This window comes from Chromobacterium sp. W521 (assembly GCF_052805975.1).
This window is the reverse complement of record NZ_JBRBAF010000003.1, coordinates 228242-248513: the sequence shown is the minus strand read 5'-3', so window position 1 is coordinate 248513 and position 20272 is coordinate 228242. Positions and strand designations below refer to the sequence as shown.

The window sequence follows — 20272 nt, the reverse complement described above, 5'->3', positions numbered from 1 at the left end:
AGTCCCATTTCTCATTGAAGGGTCAAGTCGCCCAGATGCGCGGCTCCTGCGCCGCGCGGCCATGGGTGAACGGGTAAAGCAAACGCCGGGCCCGCCGCAGCCAATGATGGGCGGCTTCGGCGCTGTCCCCGATGAAGCGCGCCAGCCAGACATCCGGCAACTGGCTGGCGGCGGCGCGGCCCGTCAGCGGCAGTTCCAAGATCGCCTGGTGCAAGGCCGCCGGCAGCGCCGGCCCGGCCCACAGCAGCAGGCCGGCCACGGTCTGGCCGCCCATCCCCGCCGCCGCGTCCAGCATGCGGTCCCCGCCGGCCAAGGCGGCGCGCTCGCACCAAATCAGCCGGCCGTCGCGTTCAATGTCCAGGCTTTGCCGCCAGCGGCCGCGGTCGAAACGCTCGCCGCAGGCCGGACGCCCCAGGCAGAGCACATCGCCGTACAGCAGCGCGGCGTCGCCCTGCAGCCGGACGCGGCCTTGCAAGCTCACCTCCGCGCCGGCGAACAGAATGGTTTCCAGCGGCAGCCATTCCAGCCGCGCGCCGGGAGCCAAGCTCAGCTCCAGCCGCTGGCTGGCCGGGCGGCCGAATCCGTCGTACCACTTGGCGGCGCCGGGGCTGGTCAGCAGCGCGTCCGCGCCCTCCTCCAAACTCACCGCCAGATTCAGGCTGTCGCCGCCCGCCATGCCCCCCGGCGGATGCACGATGATGTGCTGGCACTGGCCGGCGGCGTCGATGAAGTGGCGTTGCACTCTCAAAGGGCCGCAATGCCGGCGCCGCACCGGAATGGTGCGCCCGTCGCGGCGCTGGTAAGCCAGTTCCAGTTCGGCGGCCCAGGGCGGCGGCAGGCCGATGGCGGCGGAGTCGCGGCGCATCGCTCAGATCGCCAACAGTCCGCGCACGCCGTCCGCCTGCATGTCCCCGCCCAGGCCGCTGCGTACCACTTCGCCGCGCGCCATCACCAGATAGCGGTCCGCCAGCTCTTCGGCAAAGTCGTAATACTGCTCCACCAGCAAAATGGCCATCTCGCGTCCAGCCGCCAGTTGGCGGATCGCCGCGCCGATCTGCTTGATGATGGAGGGCTGAATGCCCTCGGTCGGCTCGTCCAGCATCAGCAGCGACGGCCGCCCTACCAGCGCGCGGCCAATCGCCAATTGCTGCTGCTGGCCGCCGGACAGGTCGCCGCCCCGGCGGCCGCGCATCTCGTCAAGCACCGGAAACATCTCGAACACGCTGTCCGGCAAGCGCCGGCCCGCCGCGCCGGAGAAGCGAGCCAGCCCCAAGCGCAGGTTTTCCTCCACCGTCAGCCTCGGAAAGATTTCGCGCCCCTGCGGCACATAGGCGATGCCGCGCGCCGCGCGCTGATGCGGGGCCAGCGCGGCAATGTCCTCGCCGCGCCAGAGCATGCGCCCACCGCGTATCGGCAATTGCCCGCTCAGGCATTTGAGCAGCGTGCTCTTGCCCGCGCCGTTGCGCCCCAGCAAGCAGGTGATCTGCCCAGTCTCGGCGCGCAGGCTGATACCGCGCAGGATGCGGCTGCCGCCGTAATACTGTTCCAGTCCGTCGATTTCCAGCATGTCAGCGCCCCAGATACACTTCGATCACCCGCTCGTCCGCCTGCACCTGCCGCAGCGTCCCCTCCGCCAGCACCGCGCCTTCGGCCAGCACCGTCACCTTGCCGCCCAGGCTGGCGACGAAATCCATATCGTGTTCCACCACCATCAGGGAGTGCTCGCCTTTCAGGCTCAGCAGCAGCTCCGCGGTCTGCTCGGTTTCGGCGTCGCTCATGCCGGCCACCGGCTCGTCCAGCAAGAGCAGCTTGGGTTGCTGAGCAAGCAGCATGCCAATCTCCAGCCATTGCTTTTGGCCGTGCGACAGCAGGCCGGCCAGCCGGCCGCGCTGATCTTGCAGCCGCACCCGTTCCAGCAGTTCGTCGATGCGGCGGCGCGGAGCCGCGCCCAGCCGCGCGCGCAGGCTGGCACGCACCGATCGGTCCCCGGCCAGCGCCAGCTCCAGGTTGTCCGCCACCGTCATCGCCTCGAATACCGTGGGCTTCTGGAATTTGCGCCCTATCCCCAGTTGGGCGATTTCGGCCTCGTCGTGCCGGCGCAGGTCTATGGTCTGGCCGAAGAACACGCTGCCGGCGTCGGGCCGGGTCTTGCCGGTGATCACATCCATCATCGTGGTCTTGCCGGCGCCGTTGGGGCCGATCACCACCCGCAATTCGCCGACGGCGATCGACAGCGTCAAGCGGTTCAAGGCGCGGTAACTGTCGAAATCAACTATGACATCGTCAAGATATAATATCTGTCCGTGCCGGATGTCCAGTCCCGGCGTCAATGGACGGGACAAGCCCACCGCCTCGCCCTCCCACTGCCCGCGCGGAGCAGGATTTTCGCTTGTTGCATTCATGTCGCATATCCGGAAAATAAATAACCGCGCGGCGGCTTCACGCGCCGCGGCCTCGCGCCAGCAAACCCATCAAGCCGCGCGGCAGCAACAGGGTGCCGGCAATGAACAAGCCGCCCAGAAAGAACAGCCAGTACTCCGGCAATGCCACGGTAAACCAGCTCTTGGCCGCATTGACCAGCACCGCGCCCAGCACCGGCCCAATCAAGGTGCCGCGGCCTCCCACCGCCACCCAGACGGCGGCCTCTATCGAGTTGCCCGGCGACATCTCGCCCGGATTGATGATGCCGGCCTGCGGCACGTACAAGGCGCCGGCCAGCCCGCACAGCATGGCGGACAACACCCATATCGCCAGCTTGTAATCCTGCGGCCGATAACCGCAGAACATCAGCCGCGATTCGGCGTCGCGCACCGCCGTGAGAATGCGGCCGAACTTGCCGCGCATCAGCCAGAACGCCCCCAGCAAAGACAGCGACAGCAGTAGCGCGCTGAGGATGAACAGCCAGGCGCGGGTAGCCGGCTCGGCAATGCCGAAGCCCAGGATGCGCTTGAAACCGGTAAAGCCGTTATTGCCGCCAAAACCGGTCTCGTTGCGGAAGAACAGCAGCATCGCCGCGTAGGTCAGCGCCTGGGTGAAGATGGAAAAATACACACCGCGAATGCGGGAACGGAAAGCCAGCCAGCCAAAGCCCAGCGCCAACAGCCCGGGCGCGCCCACCGCCAGGCACAAGGCCCAGGCCAGGTGCTCGCTGCCCTGCCAGAACCACGGCAGCGCCCGCCAGTCCAGCGACACCATGAAATCCGGCAGCGCGCTCTGGTAGACGCCATCGTTGCCGATCTGCCGCATCAGATACATGCCCATGCCGTAGCCGCCCAGCGCGAAGAACAAGCCGTGGCCCAGGCTGAGCAAGCCGGCATAGCCCCAGACCAGGTCCAAAGCCAGCGCCAGCACCGCGTAGCACAGAATCTTGCCAGCCAGGGTCAGAACATAAGCCGACACCCGCCAGCCGCTGTCCGCCGGCGCGAACACATGCAGCAAGGGCAGCGCCAGCAAGCCGAGCCAGACCAGGGCCAACGCCGCCGCGCCCCAGCGCCTGCGGCTCAGGCCGGACAAGAGCCTCAAAGAGTAAGGAAGATGCATGGCGGCTCCTAATCCACGGCCCGGCCCTTGAGGGCGAACAGGCCTTGCGGACGTTTTTGGATGAACAGAATGATGCCGGCCAGGATCAGAATCTTGCCCAGCACCGCGCCCAGCGCCGGTTCCAGCAGCTTGTTGGCCACGCCCAGGCCCAGCGCGCCCCACGCCGCGCCGGCCAACTGGCCCACGCCGCCCAGCACCACCACCATGAAACTGTCGACGATATAGCCCTGGCCCAAGTCCGGGCCGACATTGCCTATCTGGCTCAGCGCCACCCCGCCCAGGCCGGCGATGCCGCTGCCCAGGCCGAAGGCCAGCATGTCCACCCGCCCGGTCGCCACGCCCAGGCTGTCCGCCATGCTCCGGTTCTGGGTCACCGCGCGCACAAACAGACCCAGCCGGCTGCGGTTCAGCGCCAGCCAGACCAGGCCCAGCGTCAGCGCGGAGAACACAATGACGGCGATGCGGTTGTAGGGCAGCGTCAGCGCCGGGCTCAAGACCCAGCCGCCGGTCAACCAGCCGGGATTGGCCACCGCCACGTTCTGCGCGCCGAACAGCGTTCGCACCAACTGCATCAGCGCCAGGCTGATGCCCCAGGTGGCCAGCAGCGTTTCCAGCGGCCGGCCGTAGAGATGGCGGATCACCAGCCGTTCCAGCGCCATGCCCACGCCGGCGGTGAACAGGAAGGCCGCCGGCAACGCCAGCGCCAGATAGGCGTCGGCGGCGGCCGGCCAGCGGCTTTGAAACAGGCTTTGCGCCGCATAAGAGACATAGGCCCCCAGCATCAGCATCTCGCCGTGCGCCATATTGATCACGCCCAGCAAGCCATAAGTGATGGCCAAGCCCAACGCCGCCAGCAGCAGCACCGAGCCCAGGCTGAGGCCGGCGAAGGCCGCTCCCAGTAAATTGTCCACCTGCACGCTGGCGCGGATGGCCGCTTGCGCACTCGTCGCGGCGTCGCGCACCCCGGCGTCGCTTTCGTTGGCGGCGTCGGTCAAGGGCGCCAGCAAGGCCCAGGCGGCCGGATCGCCGCTGTCCGCCAGCGCCGCGGCGGCGGCTCTCCTCTGCGCCGGGTCCGGGCTGGCCAGCGACAAGCGGGCGCACGCTTGCTCCAACGCGCGCCGCAACTCGGCGTCACCCTCCCGCGCCAGCCGGTTCCGCAGCAAGGGCAGCAAGGCCGGGTTAGCGCTGTCCGCCAGCACACGGACCGCGGCCAGCCGCCGGACAGCATCCGCAGCGGCCAGTTCGTCGACCGCGTGAAACACCGCCAAAGCGCCGCGCAGCCGGTTGTTCAGCGGCAGCGGCTCCAGACTGGCGGCGTCGCCCGCCGCCGGCTGGCCGGACACCGCATCGCCGAGCGCGCCGTCCGGCCGCAGCCACAACACGCGCCGGCCATCGGCGGACTGCAACAGCCGGCCCTCCTCCAACGCGGCCACCGCCGCGCGGCGCTCCGCGTCCGGGCGCGGCGCCCAGCTTTCAATCAAGCCGGCGCGCTCGGCCGGATCGGCGCCGGCCAGGTCGGCCAAGGGGCCGGCGCCGGCCGCCGCGCACCACAGCGCCAGCGCCCAAGACAAGGCTTTACACCAGGGCATCGCGGACTCCTTCTCGGCTCACTTGCTCTTCACCGGGGCATCCGGCCGTTTGTCGTTGCCAGGGAGGTACGGACTCCACGGCTGTGCGCGCACCACGCTCCGGCTTTTCCACACCACCGAGAACTGTCCGTTGGGCTGAATCTCGCCAATCATCACCGGCTTGCGCAAATGGTGGTTGCGGGCGTCCATCTCCAGCGGATAGCCCGACGGCGCGTCCAGGCGCATCCCGGCCAGGGCCTTGCTCACCGCGGCCACATCGGTGCTGCCGGCCTTGCGCGCCGCTTGCGCCCATAGCCGGATGCCGACGTAGGTCGCCTCCATCGGATCGTTGGTCACCAGCTTGTCCGCCCCGGCAATGCCCTTCTTGCGCGCCCAGGCGCGGTAGTCCGCCGTCCATTTGGCATTGACCGGGTTCTTAACGCTCATGAAGTAATTCCAGGCCGCCAGATGGCCGGCCAAGGGCTTGGCGTCCATGCCCTTGAGCTCCTCCTCGCCCACCGAGAACGCCATCACCGGCACCTCGGCCGCTTTCAGGCCCTGATTGCCCAGCTCTTTGTAGAACGGCACATTGGAGTCGCCATTGATGGTGGACACCACCGCGGTCTTGCCGCCGGCGGCGAACTTCTTGATATTGGCGACGATGGTCTGGTAGTCGTTATGGCCAAACGGGGTGTAGGCCTCTTGGATGTCCGCGTCCTTGACCCCCTTGGTTTTGAGGAAGGCGCGCAGAATCTTGTTGGTGGTGCGCGGGTAGACATAATCGGTGCCCAGCAGGAAGAAGCGCCGCGCGCCGCCGCCTTCCTTGCTCATCAGGTACTCCACCGCCGGGATCGCCTGCTGATTGGGCGCCGCGCCGGTGTAGAACACATTGGGCGACATCTCCTCGCCCTCGTACTGCACCGGGTAGAACAGCAAACCGTTCAACTCCTCGAACACCGGCAACACCGATTTGCGCGACACCGAAGTCCAACAGCCGAAGGTCACCGCCACCTTGTCTCGGCTCAGCAATTGGCGCGCCTTCTCCGCAAACAGCGGCCAGTTGGATGCAGGGTCCACCACCACCGGCTCCAGCTTTTTGCCCAGCACCCCGCCATCGGCGTTGATCTGGTCAATGGCGAACAGCGCCATATTCTTGAGCGAGGTTTCGGAAATGGCCATAGTGCCGGACAGGGAGTGCAGCACCCCCACCTTGATGGTGCCGGCGGCAAGGGCCGGCGCGGCGCCGAGGCCGCCCAGCGCCAGGCTCAGCGCAAGGGTAGGCAAGACATGAGGGCGAATGAACATGAGAAGCTCCTGGGGCGATCCTGAAACGCCGGGAGGCCGTCTGGCCGGCCCGGCTGGGAATTGTTGCACTGCAGGATCAGACTAAGCCCCGGCCCGCCCGGCCGAAATACGTTACATGACGTATGCCCTCTCACCCGCCTCCGGCGCTGCGCAAAGCCAGCGCCGCGGCCGAGGTGCGGGTTTCCACCCCCAGGCGGGCGAACACATGCTCCAGATGCTTGTTGACGGTGCGCGGACTCATGCCGAGGATGTCGCCGATGTCGCGATTGGTCTTGCCCAGGCTCAGCCAATGCAGCACCTCGGCCTGACGCGGAGTCAGCCCCAGCGCCCGCATCAGGCGCTGCGGCGCCGCGGCTTCGCCCCCCTCGCTCAAGGCCAGCAAGCACTCGTCCCCGGCCAGGCGCTTCGCCAGCAAGCCCGAGCCGTCGCCCTCCTCCAACGCCAGGCTCGCGCCCGCCTCGGCTTGGCCCAGCCAAAGCCGCCAGCGCTCCGCCAGCGCCGCCTCGGACCAGCCGTGAGCGCGCAGCAGGCCGCGCGCGCGCTCGGTCAACCACAGCGGCCGGCCGCTGGCCGGGTCCGCCGCCAGCAAGGCCTGGCCCGACGCCTCCAGCGCCTGCCGCGCCCGGCACAGCTGGCGCGCGCTGCCGATATGGGCGGCCAGCCGCGCCAATACCTCCGCCGGCCGCAGCGGCTTGACCACGTAATCCGCGCCGCCGGCGGCAAACGCCGCCAGCACGTGCTCGCTGTCGCTGAGCCCGGTCATGAACACGATGGGAATCGCCTGCGTTTCCGCCTCCGCTTTCAAACGCCGCGCCGTCTCGAACCCATCCATGCCCGGCATCACCGCGTCCAGCAGAATGATGTCCGGCCGGCATTCGGCGGCGCGGCGCAAGGCCGCCGCGCCGTCCGTGGCCAGCAAGACCCGGTAGCCGGCCGAATCCAGCGCGTCGTGCAGCAAGGCCAGGTTTTCCGGCTGATCGTCGACAATCAGCGCCGTCGCCCGCTCCGCCCAGGGCGCGCTCATGCCGGCGCTCCCGGCAGCCATTGCAGCAGCTCGTCCAGCCGGCAGCCGTCCAGCAGGCTTCGCGCCCGTGCGAGGAATGGCGCGTAAGCAGGGTCAGCGCCCAGCGCGCTCACCTCCAGCCGCTGCAAGGCGGCGCGCGCGCCGCGCAGATACCCGCGCCGCAACGCCTGCCGCAGTTCGTCCAGAGCCTCCTCCGGCGGCCAGCGCAGCGCCGGCTCCGCGCCGTTCAGCCACTCCAGCTCCAAGCGCTGGCCTATCCAGCCCAGCAGGCGCTCTACCCGGATGGGCTTGACGAAGAAATCCTCGGCGCGGATGCCCGCGTCGTTGTCCTGCCCCTGCTCGAAGGCGTTGGCGGAAATCACCGCCAACGCCGGCGCATCGCCATGCCGCCGGCGGATACGCCTCAAGGTCTCCCAGCCGTCCAGGCCCGGCATCGCCAGATCCATGCACACCAGGTCCGGCAGCGCCCCCGCCTGCTCCAGCCAGTCCAGGCAAGCCTGGCCGCTGGCGGCCTGCTCCACCTCGAAACCCAAAGGCAGCAAGGCGCTGGCCAGCATCTCCCGATCCTGCGCATGGTTGTCCACCAGCAGCACCCGCCGCCGCCGGCCCTGATAGCCGACGCGCGCCGACAAGGGCGGCGCCGGCGCGGCACCCAATCGCGGCAGGAACAAGCGCAGCGTAAACACGCAGCCCTCGCCCGGCCGGCTGTCGAGCCTCAGCTCGCCCCCCATCAGCGAGGTCAACATCCCCGCAATGGTCAGGCCCAGCCCGCTGCCGCCCTGGCCGGCGGCCCCGCCGCCGCGCTCAAACGGCTCGAACACGCGCTCGGCCTCCTCCGGCGCGATGCCGGGGCCGGTGTCGGCAATCTCGAAACACGCCACCTCGCCCTGATAGCGCAAGCCCAGGCTGACCTCGCCATGCGCGGTGAACTTGACCGCGTTGCCCAGCAAATTGATCAGGACCTGTCGCAGCCGGCGTTCGTCGGCGCGCACCATGGCCGGCCATTCCCCTTGCGGAAGGAAGCGGAAGCCCAGCCCCTTCTCCCGCGCCTGCAACTGGAACATCGCCGTCAATTGGCGGATGAACTCAGCGAAATCCAGCGGCCGCGGCTCCAGATTAAGCCGGCCGCTCTCGATCCGCGCCAGATCCAGCGTGCCCTCGATCACCGACAGCAGGTGATCGCCGCTGCGGCGGATCACCGCCAGCGCCGGCCGCTTCGACGGCGGAATCTCAGGGTCCCCGTCCAGGATCTGCGCATAGCCCAACATGCTGTTCAGCGGCGTGCGCAGCTCATGGCTGAGCGTGCTCACATAACGGCTCTTGGCCTGGTTGGCCTGTTCCGCGGCCCGGCGCGCCTTTTGCAATAGCGCGTCGGTGCGGCGGTGGGACGCGATCTCCCGCAACAAGCGCTGGGTCTGCCGCTTGGACTCCTGCCTCGCCACCTGCCGGCTCTGGCGCAGCAAAACCAGCCACCACGCCAGCACGCTGCCGCCCAACAGCAGGCCCGCGCCCAGTTGCGGCAGCCGCGCCGCCAGCGCGTCCAAGCCCGGTCGGCTCCGCGCCAGGCAAAACAAGCCGCCCAACAACAGGCCCAAGCCCGCCAGCAACAGCGTCATCAGCAGCAGATAATCGGCCAGGCCTCGTTGCAGATACGGCCGGCAAGCAGTCGGCAACAGCCGGCTCAGCCATGCGCGCCATTGCTCGTCCAGCCGCGCCGTGGGCTTGCAGCGGTCGTCACAACGCGCGTCCAGCGTGCAGCACAAGGAGCAGATCCAGCCTCGATACGCCGGGCAGCTCACCATGTCCGACGGCTCGTACTGGCGGCGGCACAATACGCAGCGCTGCGGCGGGGTCGGCGGCAACGCCGGCCGGCGCGCCAGGTAATAACGGCCGCCGCTGAGCCAGGCCAGCGCCGGCGTGGCCAGCAAGGCGGTCAGCAAAGACAGGAAGGGCGCCAGCGGCTGCATCTGCTCGCCCAACGCCCCCAGATGCGCCGACACCGAAACCGCCGAGGCCAAGACCAGCGAACCCAGCCCCACCGGATTGACGTCGTAGAGATAGCCCCGGCGGAACTCTATGCCCGGCGGGCTCAGCCCCAGCGGCTTGTTGATGGCCAAATCCGCCGCCACGGTGACCATCCAGGCGATCGCCAGATTGGCGAACAGCGCCAGCACATGCGCCAGCGCCTGGAAAACCTCCAGCTCCATCAGCAACAGCGCGATCAAGAGATTAAAAACCACCCACACCACCCGTCCCGGATGGCTGTGGGTCAGCCGCGCAAAGAAATTGGACCAGGCCAGCGAACCGGCGTAGGCATTCGTGACATTGATCTTCAGCTGCGACAGCAGCACAAACAGCACCGTCGCCGCCAGCGCCAGCCGGCCGTCGCCCCATCCCTGGACATAGCCGAACCAATACAGGCGAGCCGGATCCGGCGCCGGCCCGTCCGCCTGGCCGTGATCCAAGGCCAGCCAGGCCAGCAGCGCGCCGCCCAGCATCTTCAGCATGCCCGGCAACACCCATCCCGGGCCGCCGGCCAGGCAGGCCAACCACCAGCGGCGGCGCTGGCCGGCGGCGGGCGGGGGCATGAAGCGCAGATAGTCCGCCTGCTCCCCCATCTGCGCGATCAAGGCGATGCCTATGCCGAAGGCCGCACCAAAACGGCGCAGATCGAAACCGCCCGCCCCGCCTTCCGCCCCGGCATAGTGCCAGAAGCCGCTCAGCGCCTCCGGCTGGCGCGCCAGCACGAAGCCGTAAGGCAACAGCAGCAAGCCCAGCCACAGCGGCTGGGTCCAGGCTTGCAGCCGGCTGATGGCGGTGACCCCGTGAGCCACCAGCGGCAGCACCGCCACTGTGCACAGCAGATAGCCCCAGGCCGGTGGCAGACCAAACCCCAACTCCAGCGCATACGCCATGATGGCGGCTTCCAGCGCGAAGAAAATAAAGGTGAAGGCGGCGTACAGCAAGGAAGTGACGGTGGAGCCCAGATAACCGAAACCGGCGCCGCGGGTCAGCAAATCCATGTCCACGCCATAGCGGGCGGCGTAGACGCTGATCGGCAGGCCAACCAGCAAAATCACCAGCCCCACCGCCAGAATGGCCCAGGCCGCGTTGACGAAGCCTCCCGCCGTCAGCATCGCCGCGCCCACCGCCTCCAACACCAGAAAGGCGGCGGCGCCGCCCAGCGCGGTGTGCGCCACTCGCCACGGCGACCAGCGCCGGAAGCTGTGCGGGGTATAACGCAGCGCAAAATCCTCCAGCGACTCGCGCGCTACCCAGCTGTTGTAATCGCGACGGACTTTCACCGCGTAAAGCGGCGCGGGATCGGAGGCGGACATGGCGGCGGCCTTGAGCGTATGCTAACAACAGCTTCAATGCAAAAAGCTTGCCAATGGCCGCCACGGGCCGTAAAGCTCGGCGGCGCGGCATCGCGTGCGGCCGCACCCGTTTTATACGATACGAATCGTAAATGTACTGATTGTGTAAAGAATTTCGCTGCACCGCCCGCAAACAAGCTATTCACACAACATTAAGCAAGCGCTAATATTCATTGGCAACCACCACCCAGGCCGGCCCCGCCGACCCGCCACATTAAGGACTTCCCGATGGATACCCTGTTGTTTCTACTGCTAGCCGCCTCCCTGCTGGCCCTGATTCTGCGCAAGCGCCAATGGGCCTACGCCTGCTGGGGCCTGGCCTTCGCGCTCACGCTGTACTGGTTCAAGTTCCACGCCACCAGCACATTGCCCATTTCCCTGTGAGGAACCCGACATGACGCAAAACCTCACCGGCAAACTAAACCAGCTGGGCCTGCTGCTGATCAACCTGATGCTGCTCGTCGCCTTCTACTTCCAGTTCGCCCAGCATGAACTGCCCTGCCCGCTCTGCCTGCTGCAACGCGTGGCCTTGTGCGCGATAGCGGTGGCGCTGGCCGCCAACGTGCTGCTGGGCGACAAGCCCGGCCATTACGGCATGATGCTGCTGGCCGCCGCCGCCGGCTTCGCCGTGGCCGGCCGCCAAGTGCTGTTGCACATCGCCCCCGGCGACGCCGGCTTCGGCCCGCCCGTCCTGGGCCTGCACTTCTACACCTGGGCCGCCATCGCCTTCTTCGCCGTCTTCATCGGCAGCGGGCTGTTGCTGATGCTGTGCCAGCGAGAACACAGCTTCGACCGCCAGCCCCCGGCGCAACTGAGCCGGCTGGCCAGAGCCGGCGTGGCCCTGACCATGCTGCTGCTCTTGAGCAACGCCCTGTCCGTGTTCCTCGAATGCGGCCTGGCGGCCTGCGGAGAAAGCCCGATCAACTATCTGCTGCTTAACTAAACCCGCACCGCGCCGCCGCTAGATCGACCAATCCTCGTCCGGCGCGGCGGCGCGCGCCGCCGGCGCTTCCGGCCGCAGCACCAACCACAGCGCCAGCGCGATCAAACCTCCGCCCAAAGCCTGGGACAGCGTCGCCGTCTCGCCCAGCGCCAGCCAACTCCAGAAAATGCCGAAGGGCGGAATCAAAAACGTCACCGTCAACGCCTTCAGCGGGCCGACGTCGGCTATCAAGCGGAAGTACAAGACATAGGCCAGCGAAGTACACAGCAGGCCCAAGGCCAGCATCGCCAGCCACACTTCCGCTCCCGCCGCCGGCCACCTCAAGGGCTGCGCGCTTGCCTGCCACGCCATGAACGGCAACAGCAACACCACCGCGCCCAGTTGGCTGCCCAAAGCCACCACGCGGCTATCCAGGCCGCCCCGGTCCGCTATCCAGCGCTTGGTCAGAAACCCCGCCAGCCCATAGCAGGCGGTGGCCGTCAGACAAGCCGCCACGCCCCACAGCGCCTCCGGCCCCGCGGCCGGCCCCGTCCGCGTCAACACCGCCACGCCCGCCAGGCCAATCAACACGCCGGCCAGCTTGTTGGCGGTAATACGTTCTCCAAACGCCGCCGCGCCGATCAACACCCCCATCAGCGGCGTGCTGGCGTTCAAGATTGCGCTATAACCGGCCGGCAACACCCGGGCCGCCAGCGCGAACAGCAGAAAAGGCAGGCCGGAATTGATCACTCCCAGCATCATGGCGGCGGCCAGCTTGCCCTTGAAAGACAAACGCACCCGCAGCAAAGCGATCAACCCCAACAGACCCGCCGCCCCCAACGCCACCCGGCCAAATGCCGTGGGCAACGCGCCCAGCGCCGGCGCGGCGATGCGCATGAACAAAAAACTGCCGCCCCACAAAGCCGCCAACAGCAGCAAACGACTCAAGCTCGCCATCCCCATGATGCCTCTCCCTTCGCCTTGTATTTAACTTTGCTAAACCAGATACTGAAATCATCAACCGCAAAGATGTGGCAAACAAACGATTTTTCCTGCTTGATGATTTAGAAAATCTAAACCGTATGCCCAAACCGCCGCTGGACTCCCTCCGCTTCTTTGAAGCCGCCGCAAGACGACTCAGCGTCAAGCAAGCCGCCGAAGAACTCCACGTCACGCCCGGCGCCGTCTCCCAACAACTGCGCAAACTTGAAAGCTTCCTCGGCCAGCCCCTGTTTGAACGCCGCGCGCGCGGCCTGGCGCTCAACGCCGCCGGCCGCGACTACCTGGACGCCTGCCGCCAAGCGCTGGACCTGATAGACCACGCCACCGCGCGGCTGACCGACGCTCGCCGGGTGATCCTGCTCAGTTGCACCCCATCGTTCGGCGCTCAATGGCTGCTGCCTCGGCTACAGGGCTTTATGCGCGAGCACCCGCGCATCGACGTCCACGTCAGTACCGGCAACCGCGTGGTCGACCTCGCTTCGGAAAACATCCACTTCGCCGTGCGCCACGGCCTGGGCGACTACCCCGGCCTCAGCGCCTGCAAGCTGCTGGACGACGAACTGACGCCGGTATGCGCGCCCACGCTGCCGGCGCGGCTGGACGCCCTCAGCGGGGAACGGCTGCTGCACGACGAACACCGCGGCGACTGGCGGCTGTGGAGCCGCGCCGCCGGCCTGGAACTGGACTGCGACCAAGGCGTGGTCTGCGTGGACTCCAACGCGGCCATCGAAGCCGCGCTGGCCGGCCGCGGCTACGCGCTGGCGCGACGCTCCTTGCTGCAAGCCGAACTGGCCGCCGGCCGGCTGCGCGAACTGCCGGCGCCGCCGCTGCGAAGCGACCTCGCTTATTACCTGATACACCGTCCGGACCTCCTGCGCGACCCGGAAATGGGCGTCTTCAAACAATGGCTGCTGAAACAAGCCGCGGCCGCCCAAAACAAAAGCCCGCCGGGCGGCGGGCTTGTTGCGCAACAGCGTCTTGCCTAGCAGTTTACAGACGCACGTTCTCGATGCGAGTCACATGCGGCGGCTTGCCGCCCAGCGGCTGATAGATGTACACCGCCACCAGATGCGGTGTCGCCGGCCCTGCCGCGCGCCCATGAAAAAAGCCCCGCGCGGGGGCTTCTGCATATCAGCGCATATATCCATGCTGACCTAACACTCCTTGACACACACTGAGCGCAAGCCGACCTGTCTTATCTAGCTTTGTTGCTCTCCTCTTTAGGTTCTAGGCCTGTTTTCTCCGCATCACGTCGGATCGTCTTCAAGTACTTGTAGAGCGCCGCACGCGAAATACCCAGTTTCTCCGCTACTACTGACGGCGCGTTGCGTACATTGAGCAAGCCTCCAGTCTCCAGCCGGCGGATGAACTGTATTCTTTGCTCGGCATCCATGGCTTTAATGGGCCTCCCGAAACTTGACTCCTGCTCCTCAACGGCCCGGTCCAATGCTTGATGCCAGTTGTCATGGAAAAACGGAGCGTGCGGCTCAAGCGAGCCGGGCAGAAATGCAAGAGTCTTAATCTGGTCCGCAATATTCTCGAGCTGCGAGACGTCAAAGTTGATACACATGACGGCGACAGGTTTGCCCTTGGTATCGCGTATTACCGCCGACATAGACCGGAGGTTGCGACCATCGCGATTCACCTTCCGGTATGGGCCAATCACGTCTGCTTCCAATTCCGCCTTTGGGAATTGATCACCAAGAGACGAGTCGCCCATTTTCCGCTTCGAGATTGGATTGGCAATGAAGGCAATTCTTTCAGTCTTAAGATCGTGGATCACGACTTCCACTTGCGGATGAAACAATCCACTGATCGCCGTGGCGATTGGGTAATAGGATCTCAAGCGGTTGTCCACGTCGGCATCGTTCCTGCTCATCTTTTCACCTCGAAGGAATCTGGAATCGGAGCCGCAATGGACGCCAGCGTGGGCAGATCCAGGTTTCCACCTGTCACCATAATGACCGCCGTTTGTCCTCGAACAAGTTCCGGCCGCGACAATGCCAGCGCCAAGGCGGCTGCGCCGCCTGGTTCGACAACGAGCTTGAGGTCCTGAAGCGCAACGCGCATTGCCTCACGGATCTCATCATCGCTTACCGTATAGCCGGGGCCCAGGAGACGCTTGTTGATCTCAAAGGGGATTTCGCCCGGTTTAATCGTCATCAGCGCGTCGCATATCGAAGCTGCCGCCGGATTGTTGGACACTAGTCGTCCTGCGGCTAGCGAACGGCCCATGTCGTCATAGCCTACGGGCTCCACGGCGTGCATGCGGATGTCCATTCCGGAGCCTTCGGCGCTTAGCGCGCAACCTGCGATCAAGCCGCCGCCTCCCGTGCCACACAGCAGCATCGTCGGCGTTTCACCAACGACCTGGGCATCCCGAATGGCCTCGAGAAATGCAGTACCTTGCCCAGCGATGACGTCGGGATCATCGAAAGGCGGCACGATGACCAAGTCGTTTTGCAGAGCAAGATCCTGGCCAATTTGTTCTCGACTCTCGGTGAGCCGGTCATACAACACGACTTTAGCCCCCCACCGCTCCGTACCCGAAATCTTTGCGCGTGGCGCATCCGAAGGCATGACGATCGTCACGGCGACCCCGAGACATTGTCCGGCATACGCCAGCGCCTGGCCGTGATTGCCCGCAGACCAGGCTACGACGCCCGCTTTGCGCTCGCTTTCAGACATTATCAGAAGGCGATTGAAAGCCCCTCTGACTTTGAAAGAGCCGGTGAGCTGGAGACATTCGGCCTTGATGAGAAGTCGTGCTCCAAGCCGCCGATCCAGTACCGGGTTGCGAAGCAATGGCGTATGGGCGATATATGGGCGCAATCTGGATGCCGCGGCCTCAATATCGGCAAAAGTGGGGATTCTCATTTCAACACTCCCTGGACTTGATGACTGCCCGGAACCTGTTCAAGAAATCCAATCGGACTCACCAACTTCAGTTCCAAAGCTCGTTTTAGCGCAAGCGCTCCTATGGCAAGGTCTTGCAAACCGATACCCGAACTGTCGAAGATCGTGATGTCATCGCGTCCGGCGCGGCCTTTTGCGCTTCCATCGATAACGGCGCCAAGTGTGACGATATCCTCTTGCCTTATGAGGCCTTCTTTGATGGCCGCCTCAAATTCGCCCAGCGAAACGGACTGCTCAAGCAAATCGGTGAACAATCGCGCAGAGGCGACCAGAGAAGCATCGAGTTCCTGTTTGCCGGGCGCGTCGGACCCCATTGCACTGATATGCGTGCCAGGCTGCACCCATTCGCGCGACACCAGGGGCTGCCGTGCCGCAGTGACGGTAATGACGATATCCGCAGCCTTGACCGTGCTCTCAAGATCAGACGCCGCTGCATCCTGAATGCCGAGCTCGTGCCGGACTCGCTCGGCCAATCGCTCGGCCTCCGGCATATTGCGATTCCATATGCGCACGCAATCGACTGGCCGCACCGCAATAGCGGCTTGCAGTTCAAACCATGCTTGATGACCGGCGCCCACGAGACCCACGCTGTGGCTGTCTTCCCGCGCCAGATGGCGTATGGCGGCGCCATTGGCAGCAGCCGTCCTTAGCGATGTCAGGTAGGTGGCGGCGATGAGGGCCTTGGGAAAACCCGTTTCCGCGTCGAGCAGGAGCGTTGACGACGCATGCGCAGGAAGTCCCGAATGGCGATTGCCGGGCCAGTAACTGCCTAGCTTTGCGCCATAGATGGCGCCATTGTCCAGCGCGCCGCATTTCACGCCGAATAGCTCGGCCATGCTCGGACCCTTTGCCATGACCGCTGGATACGCCCTCGCTTCGCCTCGAAAGAGCTGGCGGAATACATCTTCAACCACCTCGATTGCATCCAATATGCCAACAACGCGGGCCGCAATTGCTTCACTGACGAAAAACATCTTGATGTTCCTCCGGCGTCTCTACGCAGCTAACTGTTTTTAATTCTAAGAATGCGTATTCAAACTGTCAACCGTAGACTATTTGTCTAGATATTCGCTGGATGTCGTGCCGCGCACTGCGTCGCGAACGCGCATTAGCCTCCGCCCTAACCCTCATTCGTCTTAAGAACCTGTACATAGTCTGCTGCGCATCGCGCGATACGGCGTTGAAACCCGCTTCGAAATACTCATGTACCACATATACATTCCGCTTTCTCAGCCGCTTTCGCCTTGTCTCGCCCTTACTGGCGAGACTTTGAACAGGCCCTAGCTCCATCCAACAAAACGCGTTCCAAGCCATTAGTGCTTGCAATTTGACAACCAGTTGTCAATAATGGCAACCAGTTGTCAAACAGGAGCGCCGCATGCCATCAAAACCAAACCATCGCCCACAGCGCATCACCGATCTGATGCTGCTGATCTTCCGCCTGAACGGCACCCTGCTGGACAGAGGCGACCAACTAGTAGCCCACCTGGGCATCAATAGCGCGCGCTGGCAAGTGCTGGGCGCGGCGGGCCTGGCGGGCGAAGCGCAAACCGCGCCTCAAATCGCCGCCCGCATGGGCATCAGCCGCCAAGGCGCGCAAAAGCAACTGCACAAGCTGGTGGAGGAAGGCTATTTCGAAGTGCTGCCCAATCCCCAGCACGCCCGCTCCCCGCTGTACCAGCTGAGCGCCAAGGGCGAACGCACCGTGGCCGGCACCCAGCGCAGCCAGGCGCAATGGACGGAGCAACTGGCGCGGCACCTGCCCGACGCGGATTTCGAGGCCGCCTGCCACACCCTGCAACAACTGCTGAGCACGCTGGACACGCTCAGCCCCCCAATTGGAGAAGAGTCATGAACCGCACGCTCAAACTGATTCACTTCATTGCGCTGGCCTTGTTCTTGGGCAGCATCCTGGCCTGGGTCGTGCTGTCCGAAACCGGCCCGGCCACCCCGGCCCTGCTGGCGCAAACACGGCAGTACATCCATATCGGCACCTGGGCGCTGACCGTGCCCGGCCTGTGGCTGATGCTAATCAGCGGCCTGCTACTGGGCTACCGGCGCTACGGCCCGCGCAACCGCTTCTTCCAGCTCAAGCTGGGCCTGACGCTGCTGATCCTGCTCAACGCCTCTTTCGTGGTGGTGCCGGCGGTGGACCAAGCCAATCAACTGGCCCAAGCCGCGCTGCTGAATGGAGCGCTGGGCGCGGACTTCCACGCCGCGACTTTGCGCGAAGCCATAGGCGGCGGGCTCAACATCCTGCTGATCGTGGCCACCGCCGCCGTCGGGGTTTGGCGACCCGGCGTTCGCGCTCGCGCGGCGGGAAGCATCCCGTCAGTTGGCTGAGGGAGGCTTGGGCATGAAGCCGTATGAGCGGCTCCGCTCACACCTGTTCTTTTTCAATAAAATGCCCCGCCAGCGTCAGCAGGCGGGGCATTTTACAATCAGCTCAAGCGCGGTTTGACCCAGGCCAAGCCGCGCTTAAACCCGCTCAACGCCTACGCTTGCGCTCCAGCCACGCCATCAGATCCCGGCTGCGCTGCAACTGGTGCATCGCCTCCACGTGGCGATACAAGTTCAACTGCCGCCCGGCCACGCACAGCAAGGTCTCCAGATAGTTGAAAAAGCCGCGGCGCAAGCCGTTGCGGTGGCTGTGGTCGCTGTGGTCCATATCCCTGGCAATGCGCAGCAGCAAGCCGCGGCCGGCGTCCAGCTCATTGCTTTTCAGCCACTGCGCCAGGTGCGCGGCGTACTGGCGGCCCAGCATGCAGGCCTCGGCGTAATCCTCGGGCTCGGCCGGTTGCCAGTAATGCGGATGATTTCGCCCCGGAATGAAGCGGACAAAAGGCAGACGGGTTGCCTTGATTTCCACGGAAGCACAGCGGTACTGCGAGCGCCGCAGCGCCGGCTGTTGCGGGGAAACGCTGTCCTGCTGGACGGCGGGGTCCTTGGAATGGGATGGAGTGGATTCGATGTTGGGCATCGGACGGACTGGCTTCGCCATTGCAACCTCCTTAAATGAAGGGCCTGGCCGCTAGACGCGGCAAGGCGGGCACATGACAAGGTTAGTCTCACCGGCATCCCAGCCCCGGCGCGCCCATGGGCGCCCCTGCCATGGCCCGCCCGGATTTTAGGCAAAGCAATAGCAACCGGACACGAAAATGCCGCTTTCGCGGCGTGTCCGCTGGGATGGATTGCAGGAGACTAATCCTGGCGCTGTTTGTGTGGCAGCGCAGGGGCCATTGTTGGCTAGATGGCGGGGGGAGTCAAGCCAGAGCGGCTCCAGTTCATAGCAAACGAGACCGACTCGCTTGTTACACCGAGCAGACCGCGTATCCGACGCGCCCCTGCTCCCTTCAAGCCTGCCGGCGGGTGGCAGGCCCGAGGTCTTAAGCGGCTGCCTGTTCGAGCAGCGCGACGTTAGCGCGCTGCAAGTTCAGCCGCGCCTCGGGCCTGGCGGGAACCGGCGGGAAGCCGCAGGCCAGGCTTGCAGGGCGGCCTTTGGGGTAAAGGGGAATTTGGCCGCGCAAATTCCCTTTTCCGTTTGCCGGGCGGAACCGGCCCTAAATCATCATCCGCGCAGCGGATACCATCAATCGCATCACTTACTGGACTTTAGTGCCTTTAGCACATTTGCCAACTGATCTAAACCATCTAATACCGAAGGTATTTTTGCCTCATCGGCAACAACACTTGAAAAAATTAATGATTCAAATTTCTCCAACCTAACATCCACTTTATTTACTTTAAAATCCACGTAGTTCTCAATAAACTCGAGGCATGATCTTTTGTTTTTCAACTGAAGAATTTGTCCTGATGAGTCCTTCCAAGACATAACAGACAATCTAAAGTAGTAGAAAACCACCAACTCGACAGTTGCAAGAGGGGCTGCGTGCAACAAATAGCCACTCCACCCCAAATCACCCACCCAAAAAGTCAAAATGAAAATCACAACAGGAATCAACAACATCACAACACCCAATATATAAATACGCTTTCTTTCACCAGCATTTCTCTCTTCAATACTTTCAATTAAATCAGAAAATCCACTTGAAAGTTTAGTAAAGTTGGCCCTTGCCAAATACGTTTTTAGTTCATTAACCAAAGAGTCAAAATCACCCTTAACCAAATCAAAATCTTTTTTGCGATCATCCAAACCGCCCAAAACTGCTTGAGTCTCCATTTTCAACAAGTCAAACTGTGCAACCACATCCTCATCTCTTTTACGCCTTTCACTTAGAGACCACTTAGTTATTTTTTCATTCAAAAAAAAAGCAACACATGACACCTCTACACACTTTCTCGCCCAATTATTATAGCTCGTCACCTCCTTACTCTGCCCAGAGCTTCCCCCCCAAGGTAAATCGCGTTGCAAGTTATCCAAAAAATATGGCCATGCGAATCTTGCAACGCACTCAGCCAAGTTAAAATCATCAGAAATATAGAAATTCTCTTTTGCAATCTGATGCAAACACTTCAAATCATCACTCTCACTTTCCAAAAAATTGAGCAACTCCTCAACCAAATTAGATAGCGGCACATCCGAGTCACCACCCTTGAAGCTTTTCAATGCTGGAACCAATTGTTCTAAACCTTGCATCACTCCACCCTCCCAAATATA

The 20272-nt window shown here is 64.1% G+C and carries 19 protein-coding genes; 5 read left to right on the top strand and 14 right to left on the bottom strand.

Annotated features, from left to right (window positions below; genetic code table 11):
* Nucleotides 1–22 precede the first annotated feature (22 nt).
* The 8 genes from ACUXV1_RS05750 to ACUXV1_RS05715 all read right to left on the bottom strand — a co-directional run bounded on the left by ACUXV1_RS05750 (nucleotide 23) and on the right by ACUXV1_RS05715 (nucleotide 10775).
* Entirely contained in the window at nucleotides 23–865 is an 843-nt protein-coding gene (locus tag ACUXV1_RS05750) for an urease accessory protein UreD (RefSeq protein ID WP_043641691.1), read from the bottom strand.
* A 3-nt stretch (nucleotides 866–868) separates the two neighbouring features.
* Complete coding sequence (gene urtE, locus ACUXV1_RS05745) at nucleotides 869–1567, bottom strand: urea ABC transporter ATP-binding subunit UrtE (RefSeq protein WP_446015035.1); 699 nt, start codon at nucleotides 1565–1567, stop codon at nucleotides 869–871.
* 1 nt (nucleotide 1568) lies between these two features.
* Entirely contained in the window at nucleotides 1569–2402 is an 834-nt protein-coding gene (gene urtD, locus ACUXV1_RS05740) for an urea ABC transporter ATP-binding protein UrtD (RefSeq protein ID WP_446015034.1), read from the bottom strand.
* A 37-nt stretch (nucleotides 2403–2439) separates the two neighbouring features.
* Complete coding sequence (urtC, locus tag ACUXV1_RS05735) at nucleotides 2440–3540, bottom strand: urea ABC transporter permease subunit UrtC (RefSeq protein WP_446015033.1); 1101 nt, start codon at nucleotides 3538–3540, stop codon at nucleotides 2440–2442.
* A gap of 8 nt (nucleotides 3541–3548) precedes the next feature.
* Nucleotides 3549–5129, bottom strand: a complete 1581-nt coding sequence (gene urtB, locus ACUXV1_RS05730; RefSeq protein WP_446015032.1) for an urea ABC transporter permease subunit UrtB — start codon at nucleotides 5127–5129, stop codon at nucleotides 3549–3551.
* Nucleotides 5130–5147: 18 nt separating this feature from the next.
* Entirely contained in the window at nucleotides 5148–6413 is a 1266-nt protein-coding gene (gene urtA / locus ACUXV1_RS05725) for an urea ABC transporter substrate-binding protein (RefSeq protein ID WP_194426215.1), read from the bottom strand.
* Between the two features lie 130 nt (nucleotides 6414–6543).
* Nucleotides 6544–7437 carry a response regulator transcription factor gene (locus tag ACUXV1_RS05720; protein ID WP_081554660.1) on the bottom strand — a complete coding sequence of 298 codons (894 nt, stop codon included), beginning with the start codon at nucleotides 7435–7437 and terminating at the stop codon, nucleotides 6544–6546.
* On the bottom strand, nucleotides 7434–10775 hold the full coding sequence (locus ACUXV1_RS05715; protein WP_446015031.1) for a hybrid sensor histidine kinase/response regulator: 3342 nt from the start codon (nucleotides 10773–10775) through the stop codon (nucleotides 7434–7436). The genes ACUXV1_RS05720 and ACUXV1_RS05715 overlap by 4 nt, the downstream gene beginning before the upstream one ends.
* A gap of 267 nt (nucleotides 10776–11042) precedes the next feature.
* Here ACUXV1_RS05715 and ACUXV1_RS05710 point away from each other — a divergent pair, with 267 nt between their 5' ends.
* Nucleotides 11043–11198, top strand: a complete 156-nt coding sequence (locus ACUXV1_RS05710) for a DUF5993 family protein (protein WP_019103097.1) — start codon at nucleotides 11043–11045, stop codon at nucleotides 11196–11198.
* Between the two features lie 10 nt (nucleotides 11199–11208).
* Complete coding sequence (locus ACUXV1_RS05705; RefSeq protein WP_114153556.1) at nucleotides 11209–11757, top strand: disulfide bond formation protein B; 549 nt, start codon at nucleotides 11209–11211, stop codon at nucleotides 11755–11757.
* 18 nt (nucleotides 11758–11775) lie between these two features.
* On the opposite strand, the gene ACUXV1_RS05700 is transcribed toward ACUXV1_RS05705, so the two are convergent.
* Entirely contained in the window at nucleotides 11776–12699 is a 924-nt protein-coding gene (locus ACUXV1_RS05700) for a DMT family transporter (RefSeq protein ID WP_019103099.1), read from the bottom strand.
* A 119-nt stretch (nucleotides 12700–12818) separates the two neighbouring features.
* On the opposite strand from ACUXV1_RS05700, the gene ACUXV1_RS05695 reads away from it, so the two are divergent.
* Complete coding sequence (locus tag ACUXV1_RS05695) at nucleotides 12819–13724, top strand: LysR substrate-binding domain-containing protein (RefSeq protein ID WP_191186607.1); 906 nt, start codon at nucleotides 12819–12821, stop codon at nucleotides 13722–13724.
* Between the two features lie 209 nt (nucleotides 13725–13933).
* Here the strand turns inward: ACUXV1_RS05695 and ACUXV1_RS05690 are convergent, their stop codons facing one another.
* Genes ACUXV1_RS05690 through ACUXV1_RS05680 form a run of 3 tightly spaced genes read right to left on the bottom strand, consistent with a single transcriptional unit; the run spans nucleotide 13934 to nucleotide 16628 of the window.
* A complete protein-coding gene (locus ACUXV1_RS05690) occupies nucleotides 13934–14617 on the bottom strand; it encodes a helix-turn-helix transcriptional regulator (protein WP_191186606.1) in 684 nt (227 codons plus the stop codon).
* Nucleotides 14614–15615: a threonine ammonia-lyase gene (locus tag ACUXV1_RS05685; RefSeq protein WP_019103102.1), complete on the bottom strand. Its 1002-nt coding sequence runs from the start codon at nucleotides 15613–15615 to the stop codon at nucleotides 14614–14616. The genes ACUXV1_RS05690 and ACUXV1_RS05685 overlap by 4 nt, the downstream gene beginning before the upstream one ends.
* A complete protein-coding gene (locus ACUXV1_RS05680; RefSeq protein WP_052052096.1) occupies nucleotides 15612–16628 on the bottom strand; it encodes an ornithine cyclodeaminase family protein in 1017 nt (338 codons plus the stop codon). The genes ACUXV1_RS05685 and ACUXV1_RS05680 overlap by 4 nt, the downstream gene beginning before the upstream one ends.
* Before the next feature lie 404 nt (nucleotides 16629–17032).
* On the opposite strand from ACUXV1_RS05680, the gene ACUXV1_RS05675 reads away from it, so the two are divergent.
* Both ACUXV1_RS05675 and ACUXV1_RS05670 read left to right on the top strand, forming a co-directional pair.
* On the top strand, nucleotides 17033–17509 hold the full coding sequence (locus ACUXV1_RS05675) for a MarR family winged helix-turn-helix transcriptional regulator (RefSeq protein ID WP_039755883.1): 477 nt from the start codon (nucleotides 17033–17035) through the stop codon (nucleotides 17507–17509).
* Nucleotides 17506–17997: a DUF2269 family protein gene (locus ACUXV1_RS05670; RefSeq protein ID WP_019103105.1), complete on the top strand. Its 492-nt coding sequence runs from the start codon at nucleotides 17506–17508 to the stop codon at nucleotides 17995–17997. Before ACUXV1_RS05675 ends, ACUXV1_RS05670 begins: the two co-directional genes overlap by 4 nt.
* Before the next feature lie 145 nt (nucleotides 17998–18142).
* Here the strand turns inward: ACUXV1_RS05670 and ACUXV1_RS05665 are convergent, their stop codons facing one another.
* Both ACUXV1_RS05665 and ACUXV1_RS05660 read right to left on the bottom strand, forming a co-directional pair.
* A complete protein-coding gene (locus ACUXV1_RS05665; protein WP_249605331.1) occupies nucleotides 18143–18655 on the bottom strand; it encodes a hypothetical protein in 513 nt (170 codons plus the stop codon).
* Nucleotides 18656–19252: 597 nt separating this feature from the next.
* Nucleotides 19253–20251 carry a hypothetical protein gene (locus tag ACUXV1_RS05660; protein ID WP_446015030.1) on the bottom strand — a complete coding sequence of 333 codons (999 nt, stop codon included), beginning with the start codon at nucleotides 20249–20251 and terminating at the stop codon, nucleotides 19253–19255.
* Nucleotides 20252–20272 lie beyond the last annotated feature (21 nt).